The organism is Microbulbifer maximicatervae (SeqCode) (assembly GCF_052468095.1).
Genome location: NZ_CP174332.1, coordinates 3,553,166 through 3,573,263, shown reverse-complemented (window position 1 = coordinate 3,573,263; position 20,098 = coordinate 3,553,166). Strand labels below are relative to the sequence as shown.

Genomic DNA, 20,098 nt, shown 5'->3' with positions numbered 1-20,098 from the left:
TATTCTTCTGAGTTCTTTCGAGTGAGCTTAATGGAGGCGCCAGCATAAGTGGTTAATTTTATGCGTAACTTAGATTAATTAATGCGCTAAATTAAAAAATATAGGCACAAAAATAATCTTATTGGATTTTATTAAGTTTGTTTTAGTGTCAAAGCTGCGTAAAATCAATGGATATTTATTGGGGTTTTGGTTGGCGCAGGTCCGCCTTTTAAAACGCCAGTTAACAAATAAGCTTACCCGAGTCAATGATTTTCTAAAAATCAGCCCGTCAAAGGAGAGCGGTATTGTGACGTAAAAGCAAGTAAAAGGCGCTGACCCAAGGTGCTCGAACACCAGGGGCCAGCTAACCAAATTGATACACACACTATCAAAATGGCTATATGGATCATACGCTAGAAACCCGCTCGTCTTCAATAAACTGGAGAGTATTGAGCAGTTTGGAGAGATTCACCAAGCTATGGGAGCGTAGTGCTCGCCTTTTCTTCTTCTATGCCTATCGTTCTCGTGCACCACCTCATATTTCCTCAAGAAGTTACTTACAAAGCCTTCCGTTAAGGGTGGTATACAAATGGTTTGAGTCTTAGAGGAAACAAATATGTTGATCTTAAAGCGCCGGACGGGTCAAAACTTAAGGATTGGAGCAAATGTCTCAATTACCGTACTGGAAGTTAAGGGTAATCAAGTGAAGATAGGCATACTTGCTCCCAAATCCCTGCCTGTTCACCGTGAAGAAATATATATACGTGTACAAAAGGAGCGGGCACTCGGAAGAGGAGATCGTTGATAGCCCCGCTGTGACTAAGGATTTCCCAAAGCATCCATATCAAAACCATGGCAAGGTAGTGGTTTTGATATAGGGTGCCTTTGAAGGCGACCTCTACTTACTGGATGTAATCACTGGGATAGTGTTGAACTCACCTACCAATATGCCATAGGTGCCCAATTTATGGGCCCCCAAGATCGTTCCAACTCAAATGAAGAGTTGCTCGACAGTATTGTTGGGTAGAGATTCATTACTGGTTGGGAGCTGCCCATCTCTGACCTGCACGATGGGTGGTGTGGGGGACGGTAGCTAGAAGCTACCGGCTATGTGATCTAGGTTCTGGGCCCATTGTATCTTGACTCATTAATAGACCAGATTACACCTGACAAGAGAAACCCAACAGCCAAACTACCTATTACTGACCAAAATGTATCCATAGTGAGAATGGGTTGATTATGGATCATCTGCCTTGATAGAAACCCATTAACAAATAGTAAACAACCGCCCCCAAATAGACCTCTAGTTAAAGTAAAATGAAACGACCCTTTAGATCGAATCTTTTTCCATCTTTCATCAGGCTTCATTATTGATCCGTATATTGTCGGTGCTTAACGCTAAAATAACCGACGGCTCTAAGCCGTCGCGCTTGATTGTTTTATTAGGCCTTTACTTGAATATATGCACGACTTCTCCAATTATGCGATCGCCGGTAACATAGCCCCAAAACCTGCTATCTGCTGAGTTGTCTCGGTTGTCACCCATAAAGAAATAGCTTTTCTCAGGTACTACAATTTCCTCCACATCACTAGCTGGACGCATTTTTATTCGTTGAATCAAATACGTGATACCACTCAACTGTTGCTCATAGACTGCTAGATGATCTGTTTCGTATAGTAGATTTGTGGTTAATAAAGAGCCATTAATAGTAATGTCATTGCCTTTGATAGCAATCCTATCACCAGGTAAAGCGATCAATCTCTTGATAAAAGGAGTGTCCTTATGAGGTGGATAGAATGCATATAATTTCCCTCTCTGCATTAGATCTCTTGAAGTTATATTCCCGCTGGTTAAAGAAGCACCATACGTTCCATATGTGCGATAGCCTAACTTCTGAACAATGATGTAGTTTCCGTTATCTATTGTTGGTTGCATTGATGCGGAAGGAAAAAGAAAAGGCTCGTATAGGAAAGACCTAAATAGAAAGACTGTTGAAAAAAACGTAATATAGATGGTAGGGATGCCCCACCACTTGGAGTACCAACCCCGCTCACTAGAACTCTCAAATTTCTTTACAACAAAATACGCATGTATTGGGCAGATTAATGAAAAAATGGCCGCAAATAGAGTTTGATACTTCCAATCAAGTATAGAAACAATACAAGAAAGAAGGACATAGAGCCAAAACAGTTTTGGCCTATTTAAGTATAGAAATGTGAACGCTTGTAGGACTACACCTAACAGTACTGCAATCCATGCCTTCGGTTTCCAATTGATATTCAAACTTTCTCCTTAGTTCCGTAGGTCTAATGCCACCAGCGGTGGTTTTTGTTCCCATGTCTTAGCTTGTTAACAGCTGATGCGACGGATATCGCCATCAGCTGCGAATGATTCAAATAGCGAATCTAGTGGCTCATATATGTGCCACCGATCCACTGACCAAATCTGGAGACGGATTCCTAGCCAGTTCTTCCATCATTTTTGCAGCATATATTTCGCCTAGTAAATGAATACTAACAGTGCCTAGAACAATATATATCGAAACACAGATGCGGCTGTCTCTTTTACTCATGTTGCCTCGGGTTATAGGGAACGTCTAGAGCCCTGCGTCAAAACCAAAGTTAAGTGGCGTTTTTGATCTCGGGTACCTTTACTTGGTACGCCCAGCATGGGCGTGAACTAATGAGGTGGAAGCCTCCTGTATAAGGATCACCGTTTAATGGGTTCCATTAAATGCTAACTATTAGCGAATGGCAACTGCAGGACGTGAGGTTTTGTGGGAGGAAGTTGCCAGCAAATCTACGAGCTGACGAACGGAAACATCCTAAAAGGCTGAGCCTGTAGGTTGGGGGGATAAAAGACACCGAAGCCGGATGATCTAGCGGGCAAAGTCAATGATACAGTTGAGTATATAAAGTTTACGTTCTTATCTGGGGAAATCTGTTTAGCTTGCTGCTGTGAAACTGTCAGTGTGGCCGCTGACTCATAAGTAGGCCCAACCCGCTAGCCGCCATTGCGGGGTTAAAAAAAGGTGGTGGAACACGGCAGCGTCTCGGTCAGAAATGAATAGATTGATTAAATAGAAGTCAGCTGACGGCATAGTAGCCAAGTGCCAAGATTTACACCTTGAACAGAGTGAAGGCCTGAACCTAAACTCCACGAATTAAAAGACCGGATTTTCCTACCGATATGTTTCCAGTCAGATAAAGTTGAGGATGGGCACTGTTATGGCACTCAACTTAGATGAGTATCTGCTCGACGCTATCGTTGGGTAGAGATTCAGCGGATAGGGAACCGGCCATTGCGGACCGGCACGATGGGTAGCGTGGGGCAGATAGCTAGAAACTACCGGCTACCCGATTTAACTGCATGCCACAAAATATTTAAATATTATTTGTATCGTTTACGGTTTCTTCAAGCATCTCTGAAAATTCTTTGGGCTTGGCCCGATAAATCACATGATCACCATTAAATGTACGAATTGTCCATTTCCGCTCTACTGCCCGATGCCAAGAGGGATCTTTAGCTCTATCGGCTTTCGACACCCCCTCAGGAATAAAAGCTACATAAGTGACATTGAGTTTTTTGGCCAGAGGATTCTTATACGATACAGGTTCCGTAAGTGTTTTTAATGGCTGCGTAACATCTCGTGGAAATTCGGAATTAACATCAATCCATGAGAAGTGAACTTGACCATTTACCACTTTATGTTCCGCAGGTATTGGCTGCCCCTCCATCATTGACATGCCATCCTCAGGTACTTTCGCGTCTAAAAATGTAACATGATGAATTCGCTCTGGAATACGATCGATAACTCCGGTGATTACCATGCCACCATAGCTATGGCCTACAAGTACCACATTTTTCAATTTTTCAAAAATAATCAGGTTAACGATATCGTTGATATGTGTAGTTAAGTTAATATCAGGAGAGGAAAGATGATGCCTCTCACCTAACCCCGTCAGTGTTGGCCTGTAGACGGTATGACCTTTAGCGCTAAGATGTTTACCAACCTCTTTCCAGTCCCATCCACCGCCTGTAGCACCATGTACCAAAACAAAGGTGTGATAATCTTTTTTTGTATCAACTTCTTCAGCAACAGTTTCAAATGTCGCAAATATTAAGAATATTACTAATGAGAATATAGTTTTCAATGAAATCCCTCTTTTTGTATTCTTGATTTTCCACTTGCAAGTAAAATTGCTAATAAAGCAGTTAACGCCTCAAGCTGCAGAGCGAAGCTTCCGATAGCCTTGACTTGGTACGCCCGCCCAGTATGGGCGTGAACTAATGGAGTGAAAGCCCCATATAGGAAGATCACCATTTAATGGGCTTCATTAAATGCTAACTACTAGCGAATGGCAACTGCAACACCGTGACTTTTGTGGGAAGGAAGCCGCTAGTAAGACTACGGACTGAAGAATATAAGTATCCTATAAGGCTTAGCCTGGAGGGGAGGTGGCCAAGGACACCGAAGCATTGTGATCTAATGTGTAGAGTAAATGATGCAGTTGTTTGGTGAAGTTCACGTTCTTATCTAGAGAGATCTGTTAAGCCTGCTGCTGTGAAGCTGTCAGTGTGGCCGCTAGTTCAAAAGTAGACCCAACCCGCTAGCCACCTTCGAGGGTATAGACAAAAAGCAGTGAAACACAGTAGCTCCTCAATCAGCATTGACCACGATGATTAAATAGAAGTTAGCTGACGGCATAGTAGCTAAGTGCCAAGATTAATACCTTGGACAGAGTTAAGGCCTGAACCTAAACTCTACGAGTTGAAAGAGTGGGCTAGCCTTCCAGTCGGATAAAGTTGAGGTAGGATACCGCCATTATGCTTAGCTCAAATGAAGAGCTGCTCGACACTATCGTTGGGTAGAGATTCATTACGGATAGGGAACCACTCATTGCGGACCCGCATGATGGGTGGTGTGGGAACCGGTAGCAAAAAGCTACCGGTTATCCGATTTAAGATTGGTCCGTAGCTCTTTCCCATTCATCTGCATAGCCACTTGAGCGTAGATATGAACGTAGGGAGTTCATTATGTATTCGTTCCAAGCCTCAAGATCTTTATGGCCACAAACTAATCTTTCTTCCTCTATATCCTCTACAGATAAGTCAACCATAGACCAGAAGAATTTTGCTAAATGAAACGCCTCGTCTCTATCAGAAACCATACCTTTAGAAATTATAAGGCTTGTTTTTTGATCGTCGAGGACGTTTGCGTAGTGAAGAATAATATCTTTTTCTTCTTCGAACCTATATTTGATCATAGAGCGTCTTGTGCCTCCCTAATAACCGACATTCTGTCAGCAAGCCAAATGAGCTATTGATGTAATTGGGCTGTGGTCATTTTTCGAGTGACCGTCAAGAAATAATGCTGTTTATCCCTCTCGTCAGCGATAAATTCAAGTCCTTCTGGTAAATCACATTTTTCTATTACCCAAAATACATCGACTGGGCTACCTTTGGCATGTTTCTTTTTTAGTTTGTACTGATCCTTTAAGTGCTGCCAATGAGCCGAAAACGATAGCCCCATTTGAGAATGCGGTATAACCCATTGCTTACACTGTGAAAAAAGGTAATCTTTCTCTCGAATATTGTTGTATGTTTTACCTTGTTTATCATCCATATACAGAGTCGGATGCTCACCTCTTTGTGTTGGTCGTGCAAAAAAAGCATCATAACTTTTAATGTACTCTCGAATATCTTGAATTATCCGAAACTGTTCCATATTCACATTCCATGTCTAAAATCTTAACGTTGCCAGCACACGCAGTGTGCGATCGTACCTGTGTTTGGTACGCTCAGCATAGGTGTGGACTAATCGGGTAATAGCCTCCCTGTATGAGGGTCACCATTATATGGGTTTCATTAAATGCTAACTACTAGCGAATGGCAACTGCGACACCGTGAGGTCTTGTGGGGAGGGAGCCGCTAGCAAAACTACGAGCTGACGAACAGAAACATCATATAAGGCTTAGCCTGGAGGGGAGGCGGCCAAGGACACCGAAGCTGCGTGATCTAACGGGTAGGGTAAGTAATGCAGTTGTTTAGTGAAAGTTTACGTTCTTATCTGGGGAGATCTGTTTAACTTGCTGCCGTGAAGCTGTCAGCGTGGCCGCTGATTCATAAATAGGACCAGCTAGCCGCTATTGCGGATTGGCACGATGGGTAGCGTGGGAGCTGGTAGCTAAAACTACCGGCTACCCGATTTATGCGCCTGTCCCTGCCTTGTCACAGCGACATCTATGTAGTGACCAAATAGTGCTTATTTACGATTAGCCCACGGAGAGTTATTTTCAAAAGTTGAGATATACAGATCCTCGACTTTATCTCGTGCCCACTGGGTTTTGCGTAAAAACTTGAGCGAAGACTTAATTGATGGGTCGCTCTTAAAGCAATTGATATTGATCCTATCTGCCAAACCATCCCAGCCATAATGCTCCTGCAAACGTGTAACAACTTTCTCAAGAGTAATACCGTGTAGCGGATTATTTGGTTGATCTTTACTCATTTTTCAATTAATACTCTATGTTAAATGAGGTATAATGCCGTGAATATGGTCTGATGAAGTTGGCGCGTAATCGCAAATAAAATTAGGTGACAGGCTTGCCGGCCCTTTCCCTAAACTTGCTATGTGTTTAAAGCCCTTTAATAATTATAATTGATATACTAATAAATGTGGATATAAGTAATATAGTGATGCATTGTTTGAATCTTTGATTACTTCGTTTTGTTAACTTTTGAGTAAAGGTGGTATCTGTTTCGATAGCATCTTTTAATAGAATATTTGAGCTAGATTGCAATAGTTCACCTATCTTTTCAGCTTCCTCTGGGCTCATTTCAGTCTTCGATGATATTTCAGATATCCTCTGGTGAATCGATGAGAGCTCATTGTATTCAGCCTTGTTGATTTTACCTGACTGAAATAACTCTTCCTGCTTTTCTCTCAGTGTAGTTACATCCACAATTCTTCCTTACACATAACGCCTTGCACCGGCACCGCTTTGTGCTAGCGTAGCGTACAGCACAAAGCGAACGGAGTATAGGTGGTGGGATGCAGCAACTTGTTAAAAGCTTACTGGGACCAGTAACCCAATATATGGTATTTGCCAGACTCTTCAGGTTTTAAACGAATGCCGAGAGCTCTAAAGCCAGGGCAGATAATAAGAGCATGATTGCTAGCGCTACCAGCACCTATTGGTTGTTTGGCATCACCTTCGAGAATGTTGAGGGTGCATAACGAGCTAATGCTTCGCCGCTTGTTGAATTCTGACTGTGTGCTGTTTCCGACGTGAACGAAGCTATCTGTATTCCCTGATTCTAATAGAGATCTGACCGCTATTGAAACTGCCTGATATGATAAGGCACTAGAAGATAGGGCAGTCAAAATTAATGCTGCGATTATTTTCATAACTTTTAACGCCTTATACACAGGCGAGTGGAACGACGTGTAGCGAGTCCATCCCGCATCCTTTGTGGGCGATTGTGCCACAATTTGTAAGTACTACTTAACAGCATTGATCTGAACTACCGTGACATTAGCAATGCGACCACCGCGCCACCAAGTCCCTTTTGTACCAATCTTAAGCCTTTTATGGTGATACTCACGGCGCTCTTCACTTAATATCCACATACTGGCAAAGCCTTCATTAGGAATATTACCTGGAGTAGTATCTCTTATGACTCTGCCATTTTCATCAAGAATCTCTGGCCAGATCATGTGTATACCTTCAACTTGCGGATCATCCCCGTCATAAAGAAAATCCACTCTCATTCCTTGTCCCGGCTTGGCATTTTTATTCTCTTCAGATAAGTCTATCTTGTACTTGACTACAAAATCCGGATTTCTTCCAGATCTTTCTTCATAAGGTATATGTACTTTCATATACGGTGCTAACACGAAGTTGTGGGGCGCCGTAGGCGTCCCTGGCAGTTTGCTGCCGAACGCCGACGTCTTGTTATGCCCACTGGTTTTATTGCATGAATGTGATTCGCACAGCGTTCACTGTTAAGGCTAATAATGGAATGTTTGATAGAGCAAATATTAAAAACCTGATTTCAATTTTGTTAAAAGTTACTTGCACAATACTATGAATTACTCGAATACCGACATATGTCCATGCCAGAATAAAATTTATGCCATCTCCTGCGCCAAGGACTGCAAGTGATATTGCCAAAGCATAGAAAATAGTTGGTTGCTCCATGAGATGATTATAATTATCAGCTTTCCAACGAACATGGGGAGGCAGGGTTGACATTTGCTCTCCGCGAGGAGCATTCGGATCAAGCTTTAATTTAGCTTTCTTCACTGCAGGCAATCGTGTTGCGTACATCCACAACCACATAACCATTGACCAAGATATCAAGGCAATTACAGGCTGAATTATTTGGGCACTTTCAATCATTCGTTGATTCCTTTTTATTATTTACTGATGTTAGAGAGCTGAACAGAGCATAATGACCATAACAGGAGCAGCTGGAGCGTTGGTCGTCCCGTGTAAGGCTGCAGGCCCAACGCCAAGCTAAGCAGCGCCGTTTACGACCTCTTTGCTTGAGCACTTGGCTAGCCTTCTAAGATGGAAATTAGCACCATAGTAGAAAAGTGGTGGTGCTAGAAAACCAGATAGTAAAATATACCAAAACGGTACTTCACGAGCAGGAAAGAGAGCTAATACTAATATTATTAAAGAGACGATAATCGGATTAAGTAATTTGCCTTTTCGGGATATTTTGGAGATTATAAAGCCTGACCAGAGATAGCTAAAGGCACATGCAAAAACCAAGATAACAAGCTCTTCGGTAGTGTATGGAGCATTGTATGGTTGAGAGCCAAACAGCATAATTTTAATAAATGTCGAGATTACGGCGATAACGAAAACACCGAGTAGCCCAAGAAATCCACCGACGAAAATTCCTTTTAAATCTATATTTTTCATAAAACTCCTATAGGAAGCTAGCAGCCATATAAAAGGCGGAGCGTCAACGACATCAGGCGCAACGTGGTGGAGCGACTTTTAATGTGCTTTGTATGTGTTTTACTCATTAATTACACAAAACCCATTACCAAAAGGATCTGAGCAATATGCAATAGTACCCCAGTCACCTCTTTCTCCGCTTTCATGCTTTCCGCCTAGTTTAATAATTCGCTTAACTATTTCATCTACGTTTTCAGTTAGAAAGTCAATATGAACGGGGGGTCCAATGACGAGAATGATTTCGCTCAGCTGTCTCGGTGGGGGCTGCTGCTGATCGAGCCTCTTTCTCTTGTAGATAAATATCACAGTTCTCTACTGAAATTACTGACATTCCACCTTGATCCCTTAGCTTTTTACAACCAAGAGCTTTAATATAAAAATCCTCAGCTTGTTTAATATTAGAAACATCAATACTTATAGAGAGCTTTATCAAAATATATCCTCTTTTATTGATTTGTGATAAATGACGGCTACAACAGGGACGACCATTGCTGAATACGTTTGTGCAAAAATGGAAGCGCATCGACCCGCACATAATTGCTTGTGCTTGCTAGGCTGATGCACTCTAAACGGATCAGAAAAAGTTACGCCTCTACTTTAAATAAAATTGGAATTCTATGCAGCCCTTCACTTGGATTTGGCAGCCATGTAGATAGGTAAAAATTTGAATGCTTTGCCAAGCATTCTGCATAAGCGCGTAATTCTTCAGGATTAATGTCCTCTGGTTTAGCATCAATCAATGTGCCATTCTTCGCAATAGTGAGAGCGATTACAAAGCTGCCTTCAATATTTCGCTCTCCTAAATACTCGACATGAGGCGTGCAAATACTGATCGAAGTAGCTGTAGCAGAGGGAATCTCTGCTAAGAGGATAGCCATTAACATTACTCTAAATATATTGCGAATCATCAAATAAGTCCAACGCTTTGCTAATGAGCAGCCGAAGTAACACGTAGGCTATCCTGTGAAGGCCGCGCTTTTCGCAGTCGGAACGAAATTGAGAAACTTGTTATCATCTTTTACCACGTAACTTTGCCCTTAACGCTCGTACACCTACAGGCTTTAAAGCACAGTACTTTGCAAACAGTAACTCGCTCAGAAACGGGACTAAGATAAGTACTATACCGAACACAACCCAACTCTTACTGGCCAAACCCAATATAATAGCCAGCACTGGAATAATGGCGCCTATAAATGCGAGTACCCACTTTGACAACGAAGTGTACTCGTACTGAAAGAAGCACTTTTCACAGTGCATGCGGTTTGAAAAAGACAGTATTCTGACTTTTACCGCTTGCTTTCCACATTGTGGGCACTTTCTTATCATGGCTTACAAAGCCAAGCTTCGAGGTTGCTGTGAAGCGGATGCGTATCAGCGGCCCCAGCCACGGTATTGGCGAACAAGAGTGCTTTGCTATGCATTTTCCGGCCAATCAGAAAAGAAGCCCCATTCAATATCTGCTGCATTTAGGCAAAAACTCCAATTACCTCTCGGCAGCCTTTTGGAATCAAAGCCAATAATAGGTAATGGATATTCAAGCAAGTCTTCTCCATCAGTTAAATCCTGCTCATATCGTTCTTGAACATTAGCAAATTTAAAGGATTTTCTTTCTTTATGATTATATGCGGGAGAAAAGGCGATAATCCAGGTTTTGCCGTTTTTTTCTAACGACACAAGCTCATGAGCTACATCACCACTTAATACAAATTTTTCTATTTTTGATAGCACTAATATTGCCTCTATGCATAATGTTGAGATTTGGGGCCGCAGTGTAGGAACATCGGTGCTTGTTATGCTTTTTCCGTAATTGAAGATACCTTTAGGATTTTTACAACGCCACCATCTTTTTTGACAATAATTGTTTGATATAGCTTAGTTTCGTTTATTTTGGGAATGAAGTTCTTAATGATGACGGTTTCTTTTGCAATCATACTAACTATTGCTGTGTCATTAGATATGTGTGTTATATCTTGATGAAGATCTTTAATAGAATGTCTTATACCAAGCTTACTTAGATCAGTTATCTTCTTTTCATATTGTGATTTGTTGAGAGTTTCCTTTACGCCGTCTTTGTTTGTAATGGTTATTGAAAAATTGTCATGAAAAACAGAAAGCTGACCATTGATATTCTGACCAATAACAAAGCTTTCATGATCTGCTATGAGTTGCTTGACTTCTTCAGTAGTTAAAGGAGAAGAGAATATCGTAATATGTGGCTTTATTGTTAATCCGGCTACGACAATGCCCAACAAGCACAACACAAGGCTTGATCGTGAGTTAATCCATTCAAATTTAGAAGTCATTACTTTCCTTGTGAACTTAACATTTATAGAATGATCATTCTTTCCACTATTATCCTGATTACTATCCTGGAATCAATTTTTCGCCTTGGCCAAAAATTTTCTTCAAGTCAAAGGGTTGCTCGTTTTTGTGTCATTCGTACCAAATGTAAAAATGATAGCTTTGACTACTATCCAAAAAGTAATTGATCTAGACACCCACCAAACAAAAAGTATAAGCCGCCAGCCCTATTGACAAAGGGTGGAAATACGACAAATTGCTGGATGTGCATACAGTTTATTATATACAGCCGCTGACTCTACCTCTAAGCAGTCAGATATCTCTTGATGTAACCCCGTATTACCACTGCGTATTCCGCTGTGTACGTCGAGCATTCCTTTGTGGACGGGATACTGAATCAGGGAGAGATTAGGAGCATCAGCGCGAATGGATTGAAAATCGTATGCGGCAATTAGCCGGGATTTTTGCGCTGGATATTGCTGCTTTTGCAGTTATGAGTAATCACTACGATGTAGTACTCTACATCGACAAAAAATCTGCTGATAAGTGGTCTCTTGCGGAGGTAATTATCCTCTGGGAGAAGCTGTTTCGGGCCCCCTCTCTGGCTCTGCGCTATCTCAAAGGCGATACCCTCGATCACTGTGAGCTGGAAAAGCTAAGAGAAGTCACCACAATATGGCCGGAACGCTTAATAGATATCAGTTGGTTTATGCGCTGTTTAAACGAGTCTATTGCTCGACAAGCCAATGCTGAAGACAAGTGTACAGGCCGTTTTTGGGAGGGGCGATTTAAGTCGCAGGCTTTGCTGGATGAAAAAGCCCTCGCCGCTTGTGTGGCCTATGTAGACCTAAACCCTATCCGCGCTAATATTGCCAAAACGCCTGAAGACTCTGATCACACCTCTATTCAACTGCGTATTCGCTCTGCAATCACCGCTGAGCAACCCAAAAGTCTACTACCGTTTGTGGGGGATGAGCGCTTAAATATGCCAAAAGGGTTACCTTTTCAGCTGGGCCACTATTTGGAGTTGGTGGATTGGAGTGGTCGGCATCTAGATCCCAGAAAGCGCGGCACTATCGCTGAGAATACCCCTCCAATACTTGAACGCCTGGGTATTTCACCTGAGCACTGGCTTTACCTCAACCGAAATTTTGAAAGCCGATTTAAAGGTTTGGTAGGGTCGGTTGAAGCAGTACGGAAAGCCTGTAACTTATTGAATAAACGCTGGGCCCAAGGTATGCATGATTGCCAGAAGTTTCTCTCTTACCCCTCATCTCAACTAAATTGAATCATTTTTAATCCCACCGATCGATACCTGTTCGCCCTGTGTGCTGAAAGCTCTGCACGCCACAAATAGACAAAATACTCCGTACATTCGTGTTTCTATGCCCCTCTGGTGAGTATGGATTTTTACTCCGCCGATTTCTTCCTCTCCCATGATTCATGGGTGTCCTATTTGCGTCTTATTTGCGGTTCTATAAGCGAAAACCCACCCCGAAACCCTATCATCGTTGAACTTAAGCGAAATTTTCTCTATTTTAGTATTATCAAGAAAAAAATTCTTTGGGGCATTCAATAAAATTGAGTGGTGTACCACTTCGCTCATTAAACTGCGTTCGGCATTCTCGACAATAGAATTGGTTGTACGATAAAGTTGTTTTTGTCTTGAGTTTTCGTGTCTTTCTGGATAAATATGCTGGGCAGTACATTAATATCGTTGCCCTTACTGAGGTTGAGGCTGCAAAGTCTACCACAACCGTATTGGCTCCACTGCTGCTGGCAGAAATGCAGACTCAGCGTTTACAGATCCTGGTTAAGTACCGATTTTTACGATTCATACATAGGGGAATGCACCATAATCGGAAAAACTAACAATTCTTTCATCACGATCCAAGGTAATTGACACGAATGCCCACGTCCCTTCGCCCATGTTTTTTCCAAACACAAGCGCACCTCCACCGGGATTACCACGCTGATAATTTCTTGTAGGAGAAAGGCTTCTTCTTTTCTCCGGATTAGATTCTTCACCGCTTATTTTAAGATGGCTCTCCTCGAGCCTACCCCTTTTCATCGGAGTTGTATCCATTCCTGTTATATGCAACAACCTTCTGGGGGCCATCGTAAATCGACAGCCATCCAGCTTAGATGTAAAGAAGTATTCGCTACCCCTCCTATTCAATTCAGCAGCTGCAACCGAAGAAACCCCATCCGGTTTCCATGGCAAATAGGTAAATCTCTTTGCTCCAGGCATTTCTTCACTTGTACATTGCAATCTCAAGGAATCAACACCCTCCTTTTTAACTTTCAAGTAAATATCAATCAAAGGAGCCTTTCTGTAAGGATGTATACCACCAATACTAATCGCGTTAAAGCGTGTTCCTATAAGTTGTTCCTGGTTAGTAAATATATTATTTAAGAATTTCTCATCTACTGCGTCACCCGCCTCGCCTTCGTCATCAGACTCAGATTCTATGTCACCAAGATAAAAATTATCACCAAAAATGTCTAAAGTCCCATCTGGATTTTCAGCATCCATGCTTCACCCCTCTTATTTTTGTTTGATTGGGTGCATTGTAGGAAGCGCATGAAACAAAATCAACTTATTGAAGTTGTGTCGCGTCATTCACCTTTTCTAATTTAACCATCAATGCAGATATCATTTTGAACCGCTCTTCTTCAGTGCTTACACGTAGATGCAGTTTGTTCATATCATTCATTGAGAAGCAGAGCTTAGCGACTAATGCCGATAAGGGAAAACTCAACAACGATAGAATTAAAGCGACTTTCACACTCATAAGAACTTAACGCATGCCACACTCACCGAAGTAAGACTTGCTGCTTTTCAAGCAATGCGCGTGTAGGTCGCTGTTATAGCTCTGGTTAGGTTTCATCGTCGTAAGGTCCCATTAACCATTCATCTTTAACAGTTTCCCTCCATGCTATCCAACCGACTGGCAAATGTGCAATATCGTTAAAAGTGGGTCAATATCCAATACATGACTTAGGCATACATGTGATGCTGGCGAAGGTGGTGATTCGCCATCAAGGAATTGCCAACCATGGTCGTGTTCATCATGGGATACAAACCAAGAGCAGATCTAGACACCCACCAAACAAAAAGCATAAGCCGCCAACCCTATTGGGCATGATTCATGGATGTCCTGTTCATGCTCTTACATTCGCAAGCCAGATGGTGGCCAGCGTGGTCTCGGGATACCTACGATCTTTGATCGTGTTATTCAGCAGGCTATCGCCCAAATCATCGGTCCCAGTTTCGATAAAACCTTTTCGGGGTTCAGCTATGGGTTCCGCCCAAAGCGATCGCAGCATCATGCGGTAAAAAAGCTGCGAAAGTATATCGAGGGAGGGAAACGAATAGCAGTGGATGTCGATTTATCTAAATTCTTCGATCGGGTAAATCATGATTTCCTCATGAGTTTACTTGGCCAAAGAATCAGCGATAAGCGCTTACTCAAACTGATCGCAAGCTACTTGCGTGCAGGAAGAGTAGAAGATGGATGTTGGAAAGCCTGTCATGAGGGGGTACCACAAGGTGGCCCTTTATCGCCGCTGCTCTCCAACATTGTACTCGACTTGCTCGACAAAGAGCTGGAAAAACGCCGACACAATTTCGTCCGTTATGCGGACGATTTTGTGATTGTGGTTTCCTCTAAACGCGCGGGTGAGTGGGTTATGGTGAGTATTAAACGCTTTGTTGAGCGCAAGCTTAAGCTCAAAGTTAACGATACTAAAAGCCAAGTGGTTCCTGTCAGCCGTTGTAAGTTCCTAGGTTTCTCTTTTCGGGGGGCAAAGCTTGTCTGGCATGATAAGTCCCTGCTCCAATTTAAATACTGCGTCCGCCAGATTACAGGGCGATCTCGTGGTATCTCTATGGAAAAGAAACTGAAAGAACTTACCGTATACCTCCGTGGTTGGATCAACTATTTTGGAATAGCGCAAGGCTATCAAAAATGTATAGATCTAGACTGCTGGATACGGCGGCGATTAAGAATGAGCTATTGGAAGAATTGGCGCAGAGTGAGAACGAAAGTTCGAAATTTACTGCGTATGGGTGTGAGTGAATCGCTGGTAGTTACCTGCGGCTCGTCCGGTAAAAGTTACTGGCGAAGCGCAAAAACTGAGGGTATTCATATTGCGCTCAATAATGAGTTCTTCGAAGAGATGGGTTTGATTTCAATGCGAGATCGTTGGGTAGAGATTCATTACGGATAGGGAACCGCCCATTGCGGACCCGCATGATGGGTGGTGTGGGGGCCGGTAGCTAAAAACTACCGGCTACCCGATTTACGTGTTTTCATAGGCGATAATCGATAAAGCCTTGTTCAGAGAATCTAGGGGAGTAAATTGGTTGCGATTCACCGCCATTAGGAATGACAGTCCATCTGCCATCACGATCTAGTTTAAGATCTTCCCAAGTAATGCCAAGCTCCTTTAGCTTAGCCTCCCACATCTTTTCTTCTTCATCGTCTTCTAGGTCTAGTTCATCCATTTCTAAATCAAATGATGACATAGAAGATACAGCCACTAATTTATGAAATAGTGAGTTTTCTTTGAGCTCAACCTTTCCAGTAGCCCAAGGAGTCTCATAGCTGAAACTCAGTATTTTTCCTACGGCGATACCGTCTAATATTAATTCGATTGGTGTATTCATAGTGACACGTAACGTTGCCAGCAAGGGCAGCCGAAGCAGAGCGTAGGCTGTCCAGCCCAGCCTCCGGCTGGGCGAGCTTGCCTGGCCTGGTTATAGCTGGCGCGCTCTGAACAACCTACTTGCTCTTTGCCAGCCACCTTTGGCTGGCCACTGCCCGATAAATTTACTGGGAAAAATACCATACTTTCCCCACCTGTTAACTAACTGACTGGCACTCCACAATGCTGCTGCTAGCTTGCAGAACTTGTTGGCTTAGAACGAAGGCACTTGAACGAAACTGCGGTGCCAACTTGCAGGAAAACTCTCTGGAGAAATGTGCTCAGGAAGAGATTGGTGCTTGCAGCAACTTCAAACTACCTAAAAAATGACCGCCACAATAACGCTCACCACAAAGGCGAGCAACTTGTTGCGAGGAAGCCTCCCCCCTTAAAGTAGACGCCACCTTATATTCATCTTATGCGGCCATTCTTTCATATTCATCTGGGCTTTTGAACCCAAGTGAACCATGTCTTCTTTTAAAGTTATAGTACCTATCAAGATACCAAGCTAAGTTAGCTCTTAGTTCCTCAACGGATTCAAAATTAAATCCTTTGAAACTCTCAGTTTTCAGTGTTTGAAAAAATGATTCTACATACACATTATCATTCATAAATCCTGGACGGTTCATGCTCGGCTCAATACCCAGTTCTTTGAGTCGACTTTGGTATGCATAAGCACCGTACTCAGAACCTCGGTCACTGTGAAATATTAGATCTGATTCTATATTTCTGCGACGAACAGCTTTATTTAGCGCTGACAGTGTTAGCTCAACAGTTCGAGTATCCGACAACTCCCAACCCAACACTTTCCGGGAGTAAAGATCAATAATCACAGCTAAATATTGCCATTGTCCATTGATCTTCAGATAGGTTACATCACCAGCCCATTGAGAGTCTGGTTTACTCGGCATACCATGCTCTCTTTGTAGGTTTTCAACCTTAATATAAGGATTTCCAGGCAAAGGGCGTCGACGATAGATCCTTCCAGCTTTCCCCACGATTCCAGCCTCTCTCATAAGGCGTTCAACGCGTTTGTGATTTATTCGTTCACCATTAGCTTTCAGCTCTGCGCTAATTCTTGGACTTCCATAATTACCATCATGCTGTGTATAGATAGCTTCGATACACCCTAGAATTCGCCTATTCTCTATGTCACGAGTGCTCTCATCTCGATTGAGCCACTTATAAAACCCTTGGGGTGAAACATTCAAGTATCTACATAAGTACCTGACACCAAAGTCTGATCGATTAAGAGCTATGAACGAGAATCTTTCAGCTTTGGATCTTTCAGGTACATTTCCCACTTTTTTAGGAAATCATTCTCCTTTTGCAATTTCTCGACCTGCTTTTTTAGACGTCTTATCTCTTTATCATCGGTTTGAGACCGATTTTTCGTTGTTTTTGTCATACTTATTCTACGACTGGGCTTCTCGACCAGCTTGCCTTCTCTACTTTCCTGTCGCCATCTATACACCATTACTGGATGCAAACCAATAATGTTGGCGATAGTAGTCGTATCTACTTTCAGTTGATTAGTGAGAGCTACCACTCTAACTTTGAATTCTGTTGAATATTCAACAACTCGCTCTTCACTCAGTATTTTCGGCATTTTTTCCTACCCTATTCAAAAGGTAGGCGTCTACTCAATGGGGGAAGGTTTCGAGTCCAGCCCATGTTTTTATGGGCGATTTGATGGTGCTTGTTAGGTTTCGGCTCCACCTAGCTGCCGGACCTTCCAATAATAATTTCCAAGTTATCTGGTTTAAGAGATACATTTGGCAATTCAACATCGTCTAAATGTTTGTGATAGCTTTGAGTATCACAATGAGCTACCTCAATTAATTTTTCCGCTAGCGCCAATAACCCACTTTTGTCACCTGAAAGGTAAACTGTTTTGTTACTAACATCTAGTTCGATGACACCAGTGTGCTCTTTTTCGCTAAACGGAATCCCACTTTTATTTAAAAAAAATTTATGAGTAAATTCTAATTCTTTCATGTGAACCTAACGCCTGCAGCAACGGCCGCAATGTAGCGGCGAAGCCGCGGAATGGAGGTCCAGCCAGCTTTGCTGGCGATCGTGCTTGACTTTGTTAAGAGTTCGCATTTCCGAAGTACCCAATAGAAGTAATACTAATTACAAGGAATACAAAAATTACTATGAGCCAAACATATGGTCTGAACCAAAACCAATAATCCATGCGATTTCCAGTCAAATGAAGATACTTAAAGCCAAAAATATAAACAAGAGTGACGGCTGTTGCTAAGATTAAACTGGCTGGCAGAAACAGTACAACAGTGCCATTCCCACCTTTTGAATTAAAGAAACCCAGAATAAATAGACCAAAATTCAGATAACCTAAGACCTTTACTACATGTAGAAATAACTCTTTATTAGTACTCATTGAATATCTATGTTTTGACTCTTAACGCCGCCAACACGGGCCGAAATGGAGCAGCGAAGCTGCGGAATGTAGGTCCAGCCAGCTTTTCTGGCGGTCGTGCTTGGCTTTGTTAGGCATTTTTACGCCTCTTCCTCGCGGGTTTTCTAAATTCTGACTCAGGAGCTTTGCGGGGCACCTCTTTTACAGCTGGGGGCTCCTCGAATGGACTGCCGAAATCTGGGTTAAATTTGTAGCCACTTTCGAATAACGGCCTAAGTTTGGCCCATGCCTTTGTGTCGGTGACCTTTGGGGCCTTGAAGGCAGAGCCCGTTTCAAACATTACCCTTGAGCATTGTGGGCAGACAACCTCGTACTCTACAGGCTCCCAGTTTCCGCGTTTATCCTGGGTATATTTGTGCTTCCTGAAGACTTTCTTGCACTCCAAGCAGGCATAGCCAACTGTAATATCCTTTTTGTGCATACTGGTGCCTAACGACTACAACAGGGGCGGCCGGAGCGTAGCGTAGGCCGTCCCGCGAAGGGCCGAAGGCACGTAGCAACCTGCTTGTACTTGTATGGTTGTTCTTGCCCGATTCTGATGTTGAAAATCCTTTTCGTTAACGGGTAAATTGAGACCCACCTTCGGCGGCCACCGAAGGCCTTGTTTATCACAGTTCGCTGCTTGGCTGGTTCGTAAAAGACCGATAACAAGTATGAACGTGATAAGCACTCACTAGGCATAACTCGGATAGTCATGTGGGCCTCGAGCCCGAATAGCAAGGCGGAGATAGCTTATCTTATGGAACCTAAAGAGATCAATGTCGGTATCGATACCAGCAGTAAACAACTCGATATTTATGTGAGACCTACTGGCCAGTTTTTTAGTGTTGCCAATGATAAAAACGGCATTAAGGATGCCATTAAACAACTACAACCTCTTAAACCTCAAAGAGTATTAATAGAGTCTACAGGAAGACTCGAATTAGAGTTTGTTTGCGCCGCCGACAAAGCAGGATTACCTGTTGTTGTTTGCAATCCTTCGCAGATAAGGAGCTTCGCTAAATCCGCGGGGCGCCTCGCCAAAACTGACAAGCTAGATGCAATGGATATTGCACATTTTGGTGAGGCCATGAAGCCAGGGCTGTCGGTGCTAAAACCAGAAAAGCTTAGGGAGATCAGTGACTTACTGGCGGTAAGAAGTCAGTGTTTAGAGATGAGTACAATGCAAAAGAATCGGCTTCAGAGAATGCCGAAATCAGTACACAAACCTATACAGACCATTCTAAACACCATCAAGAAAGAGCTACAAGGTATCGACAAGCAACTGGATAAACTGGTTAACAGTGTGTCTGAGTGGCGGCAAAGGCGTGACCTATTGTTGAGTGCCAAAGGGGTCGGAAATGTATTGGCTTATACGTTAATGAGTGAACTTCCTGAGCTAGGACAATTGAACCGTAAAGAAATCGCTGCACTTGTCGGTATCGCCCCGATGAACCGTGATAGCGGCAGCTTCCAGGGAAAGAGATATATTCGGGGTGGAAGGCATCGTGTACGAACGGTTTTGTTTGTTTCCATCATGTCGGCCATACAGCATCATCCCAAACTAAAGCCGATGTACAAGCGATTAGTCGACGCTGGCAAACCTAAAAAGGTCGCTCTGATTGCCTGCATGAGAAAGCAGATTACGATACTGAATACGATGGTGAAAAATAACACCTACTGGGATGAAATGTATTAGTTCAGACCAAA

The 20,098-nt window shown here is 42.8% G+C and carries 24 protein-coding genes; 4 read left to right on the top strand and 20 right to left on the bottom strand.

Annotated features, from left to right (window positions below):
* The first annotated feature begins 595 nt into the window (after positions 1-595).
* The gene (csrA, locus tag ACJJIL_RS15625) at positions 596-784 is read left to right on the top strand and encodes a carbon storage regulator CsrA (protein WP_444915871.1); all 189 of its coding nucleotides are present in this window, start codon (positions 596-598) and stop codon (positions 782-784) included.
* A 645-nt stretch (positions 785-1,429) separates the two neighbouring features.
* Here csrA and lepB read toward each other — a convergent pair.
* From lepB to ACJJIL_RS15555, 14 genes are all read right to left on the bottom strand, one after another.
* Positions 1,430-2,263, bottom strand: coding sequence for a signal peptidase I (lepB, locus tag ACJJIL_RS15620; protein WP_445360143.1), 834 nt, complete (start codon positions 2,261-2,263; stop codon positions 1,430-1,432).
* A 1,100-nt stretch (positions 2,264-3,363) separates the two neighbouring features.
* Positions 3,364-4,134, bottom strand: coding sequence for an alpha/beta hydrolase (locus ACJJIL_RS15615; protein ID WP_445360142.1), 771 nt, complete (start codon positions 4,132-4,134; stop codon positions 3,364-3,366).
* An 807-nt stretch (positions 4,135-4,941) separates the two neighbouring features.
* On the bottom strand, positions 4,942-5,247 hold the full coding sequence (locus ACJJIL_RS15610) for a hypothetical protein (protein ID WP_282931756.1): 306 nt from the start codon (positions 5,245-5,247) through the stop codon (positions 4,942-4,944).
* A 53-nt stretch (positions 5,248-5,300) separates the two neighbouring features.
* Positions 5,301-5,708: a hypothetical protein gene (locus tag ACJJIL_RS15605; RefSeq protein ID WP_445360141.1), complete on the bottom strand. Its 408-nt coding sequence runs from the start codon at positions 5,706-5,708 to the stop codon at positions 5,301-5,303.
* 537 nt (positions 5,709-6,245) lie between these two features.
* Positions 6,246-6,491 carry a VF530 family protein gene (locus tag ACJJIL_RS15600; protein ID WP_282931758.1) on the bottom strand — a complete coding sequence of 82 codons (246 nt, stop codon included), beginning with the start codon at positions 6,489-6,491 and terminating at the stop codon, positions 6,246-6,248.
* A 127-nt stretch (positions 6,492-6,618) separates the two neighbouring features.
* Positions 6,619-6,945, bottom strand: coding sequence for a hypothetical protein (locus ACJJIL_RS15595; protein WP_444912424.1), 327 nt, complete (start codon positions 6,943-6,945; stop codon positions 6,619-6,621).
* Between the two features lie 110 nt (positions 6,946-7,055).
* A complete protein-coding gene (locus ACJJIL_RS15590) occupies positions 7,056-7,391 on the bottom strand; it encodes a hypothetical protein (RefSeq protein WP_282931760.1) in 336 nt (111 codons plus the stop codon).
* A 93-nt stretch (positions 7,392-7,484) separates the two neighbouring features.
* Positions 7,485-7,865 carry a hypothetical protein gene (locus ACJJIL_RS15585; RefSeq protein WP_282931761.1) on the bottom strand — a complete coding sequence of 127 codons (381 nt, stop codon included), beginning with the start codon at positions 7,863-7,865 and terminating at the stop codon, positions 7,485-7,487.
* Between the two features lie 88 nt (positions 7,866-7,953).
* Positions 7,954-8,385: an MAPEG family protein gene (locus ACJJIL_RS15580; protein ID WP_444894595.1), complete on the bottom strand. Its 432-nt coding sequence runs from the start codon at positions 8,383-8,385 to the stop codon at positions 7,954-7,956.
* Positions 8,386-8,502: 117 nt separating this feature from the next.
* On the bottom strand, positions 8,503-8,916 hold the full coding sequence (locus ACJJIL_RS15575; RefSeq protein ID WP_445360140.1) for a hypothetical protein: 414 nt from the start codon (positions 8,914-8,916) through the stop codon (positions 8,503-8,505).
* 99 nt (positions 8,917-9,015) lie between these two features.
* Positions 9,016-9,261: a VOC family protein gene (locus ACJJIL_RS15570; RefSeq protein WP_445360139.1), complete on the bottom strand. Its 246-nt coding sequence runs from the start codon at positions 9,259-9,261 to the stop codon at positions 9,016-9,018.
* A gap of 278 nt (positions 9,262-9,539) precedes the next feature.
* Positions 9,540-9,863 carry a hypothetical protein gene (locus tag ACJJIL_RS15565; protein ID WP_445360138.1) on the bottom strand — a complete coding sequence of 108 codons (324 nt, stop codon included), beginning with the start codon at positions 9,861-9,863 and terminating at the stop codon, positions 9,540-9,542.
* Positions 9,864-10,368: 505 nt separating this feature from the next.
* Positions 10,369-10,683: a hypothetical protein gene (locus tag ACJJIL_RS15560; RefSeq protein ID WP_445360137.1), complete on the bottom strand. Its 315-nt coding sequence runs from the start codon at positions 10,681-10,683 to the stop codon at positions 10,369-10,371.
* 62 nt (positions 10,684-10,745) lie between these two features.
* Positions 10,746-11,258, bottom strand: a complete 513-nt coding sequence (locus ACJJIL_RS15555) for a hypothetical protein (RefSeq protein WP_445360136.1) — start codon at positions 11,256-11,258, stop codon at positions 10,746-10,748.
* 440 nt (positions 11,259-11,698) lie between these two features.
* Here ACJJIL_RS15555 and ACJJIL_RS15550 point away from each other — a divergent pair, with 440 nt between their 5' ends.
* Positions 11,699-12,544, top strand: a complete 846-nt coding sequence (locus ACJJIL_RS15550) for a transposase (protein ID WP_445360135.1) — start codon at positions 11,699-11,701, stop codon at positions 12,542-12,544.
* Between the two features lie 546 nt (positions 12,545-13,090).
* Here the strand turns inward: ACJJIL_RS15550 and ACJJIL_RS15545 are convergent.
* Entirely contained in the window at positions 13,091-13,792 is a 702-nt protein-coding gene (locus ACJJIL_RS15545; RefSeq protein ID WP_445360134.1) for a hypothetical protein, read from the bottom strand.
* Positions 13,793-14,412: 620 nt separating this feature from the next.
* Between ACJJIL_RS15545 and ltrA the strand changes: the two genes are divergently transcribed.
* Positions 14,413-15,489: a group II intron reverse transcriptase/maturase gene (ltrA, locus tag ACJJIL_RS15540; RefSeq protein ID WP_445360133.1), complete on the top strand. Its 1,077-nt coding sequence runs from the start codon at positions 14,413-14,415 to the stop codon at positions 15,487-15,489.
* Positions 15,490-15,571: 82 nt separating this feature from the next.
* Here the strand turns inward: ltrA and ACJJIL_RS15535 are convergent, their stop codons facing one another.
* From ACJJIL_RS15535 to ACJJIL_RS15515, 5 genes are all read right to left on the bottom strand, one after another.
* The gene (locus tag ACJJIL_RS15535; RefSeq protein ID WP_445360132.1) at positions 15,572-15,928 is read right to left on the bottom strand and encodes a hypothetical protein; all 357 of its coding nucleotides are present in this window, start codon (positions 15,926-15,928) and stop codon (positions 15,572-15,574) included.
* A 454-nt stretch (positions 15,929-16,382) separates the two neighbouring features.
* Positions 16,383-17,270, bottom strand: coding sequence for an IS3 family transposase (locus ACJJIL_RS15530; RefSeq protein WP_413662311.1), 888 nt, complete (start codon positions 17,268-17,270; stop codon positions 16,383-16,385).
* Positions 17,222-17,575: a transposase gene (locus ACJJIL_RS15525; protein ID WP_413662312.1), complete on the bottom strand. Its 354-nt coding sequence runs from the start codon at positions 17,573-17,575 to the stop codon at positions 17,222-17,224. Before ACJJIL_RS15525 ends, ACJJIL_RS15530 begins: the two co-directional genes overlap by 49 nt.
* A gap of 110 nt (positions 17,576-17,685) precedes the next feature.
* Positions 17,686-17,964 carry an Imm32 family immunity protein gene (locus ACJJIL_RS15520; RefSeq protein ID WP_444926112.1) on the bottom strand — a complete coding sequence of 93 codons (279 nt, stop codon included), beginning with the start codon at positions 17,962-17,964 and terminating at the stop codon, positions 17,686-17,688.
* A gap of 515 nt (positions 17,965-18,479) precedes the next feature.
* Positions 18,480-18,830 carry a hypothetical protein gene (locus ACJJIL_RS15515; RefSeq protein WP_413663466.1) on the bottom strand — a complete coding sequence of 117 codons (351 nt, stop codon included), beginning with the start codon at positions 18,828-18,830 and terminating at the stop codon, positions 18,480-18,482.
* Between the two features lie 318 nt (positions 18,831-19,148).
* Here ACJJIL_RS15515 and ACJJIL_RS15510 point away from each other — a divergent pair, with 318 nt between their 5' ends.
* Positions 19,149-20,087: an IS110 family RNA-guided transposase gene (locus ACJJIL_RS15510; protein WP_445360131.1), complete on the top strand. Its 939-nt coding sequence runs from the start codon at positions 19,149-19,151 to the stop codon at positions 20,085-20,087.
* The last annotated feature ends 11 nt before the right edge of the window (positions 20,088-20,098 follow it).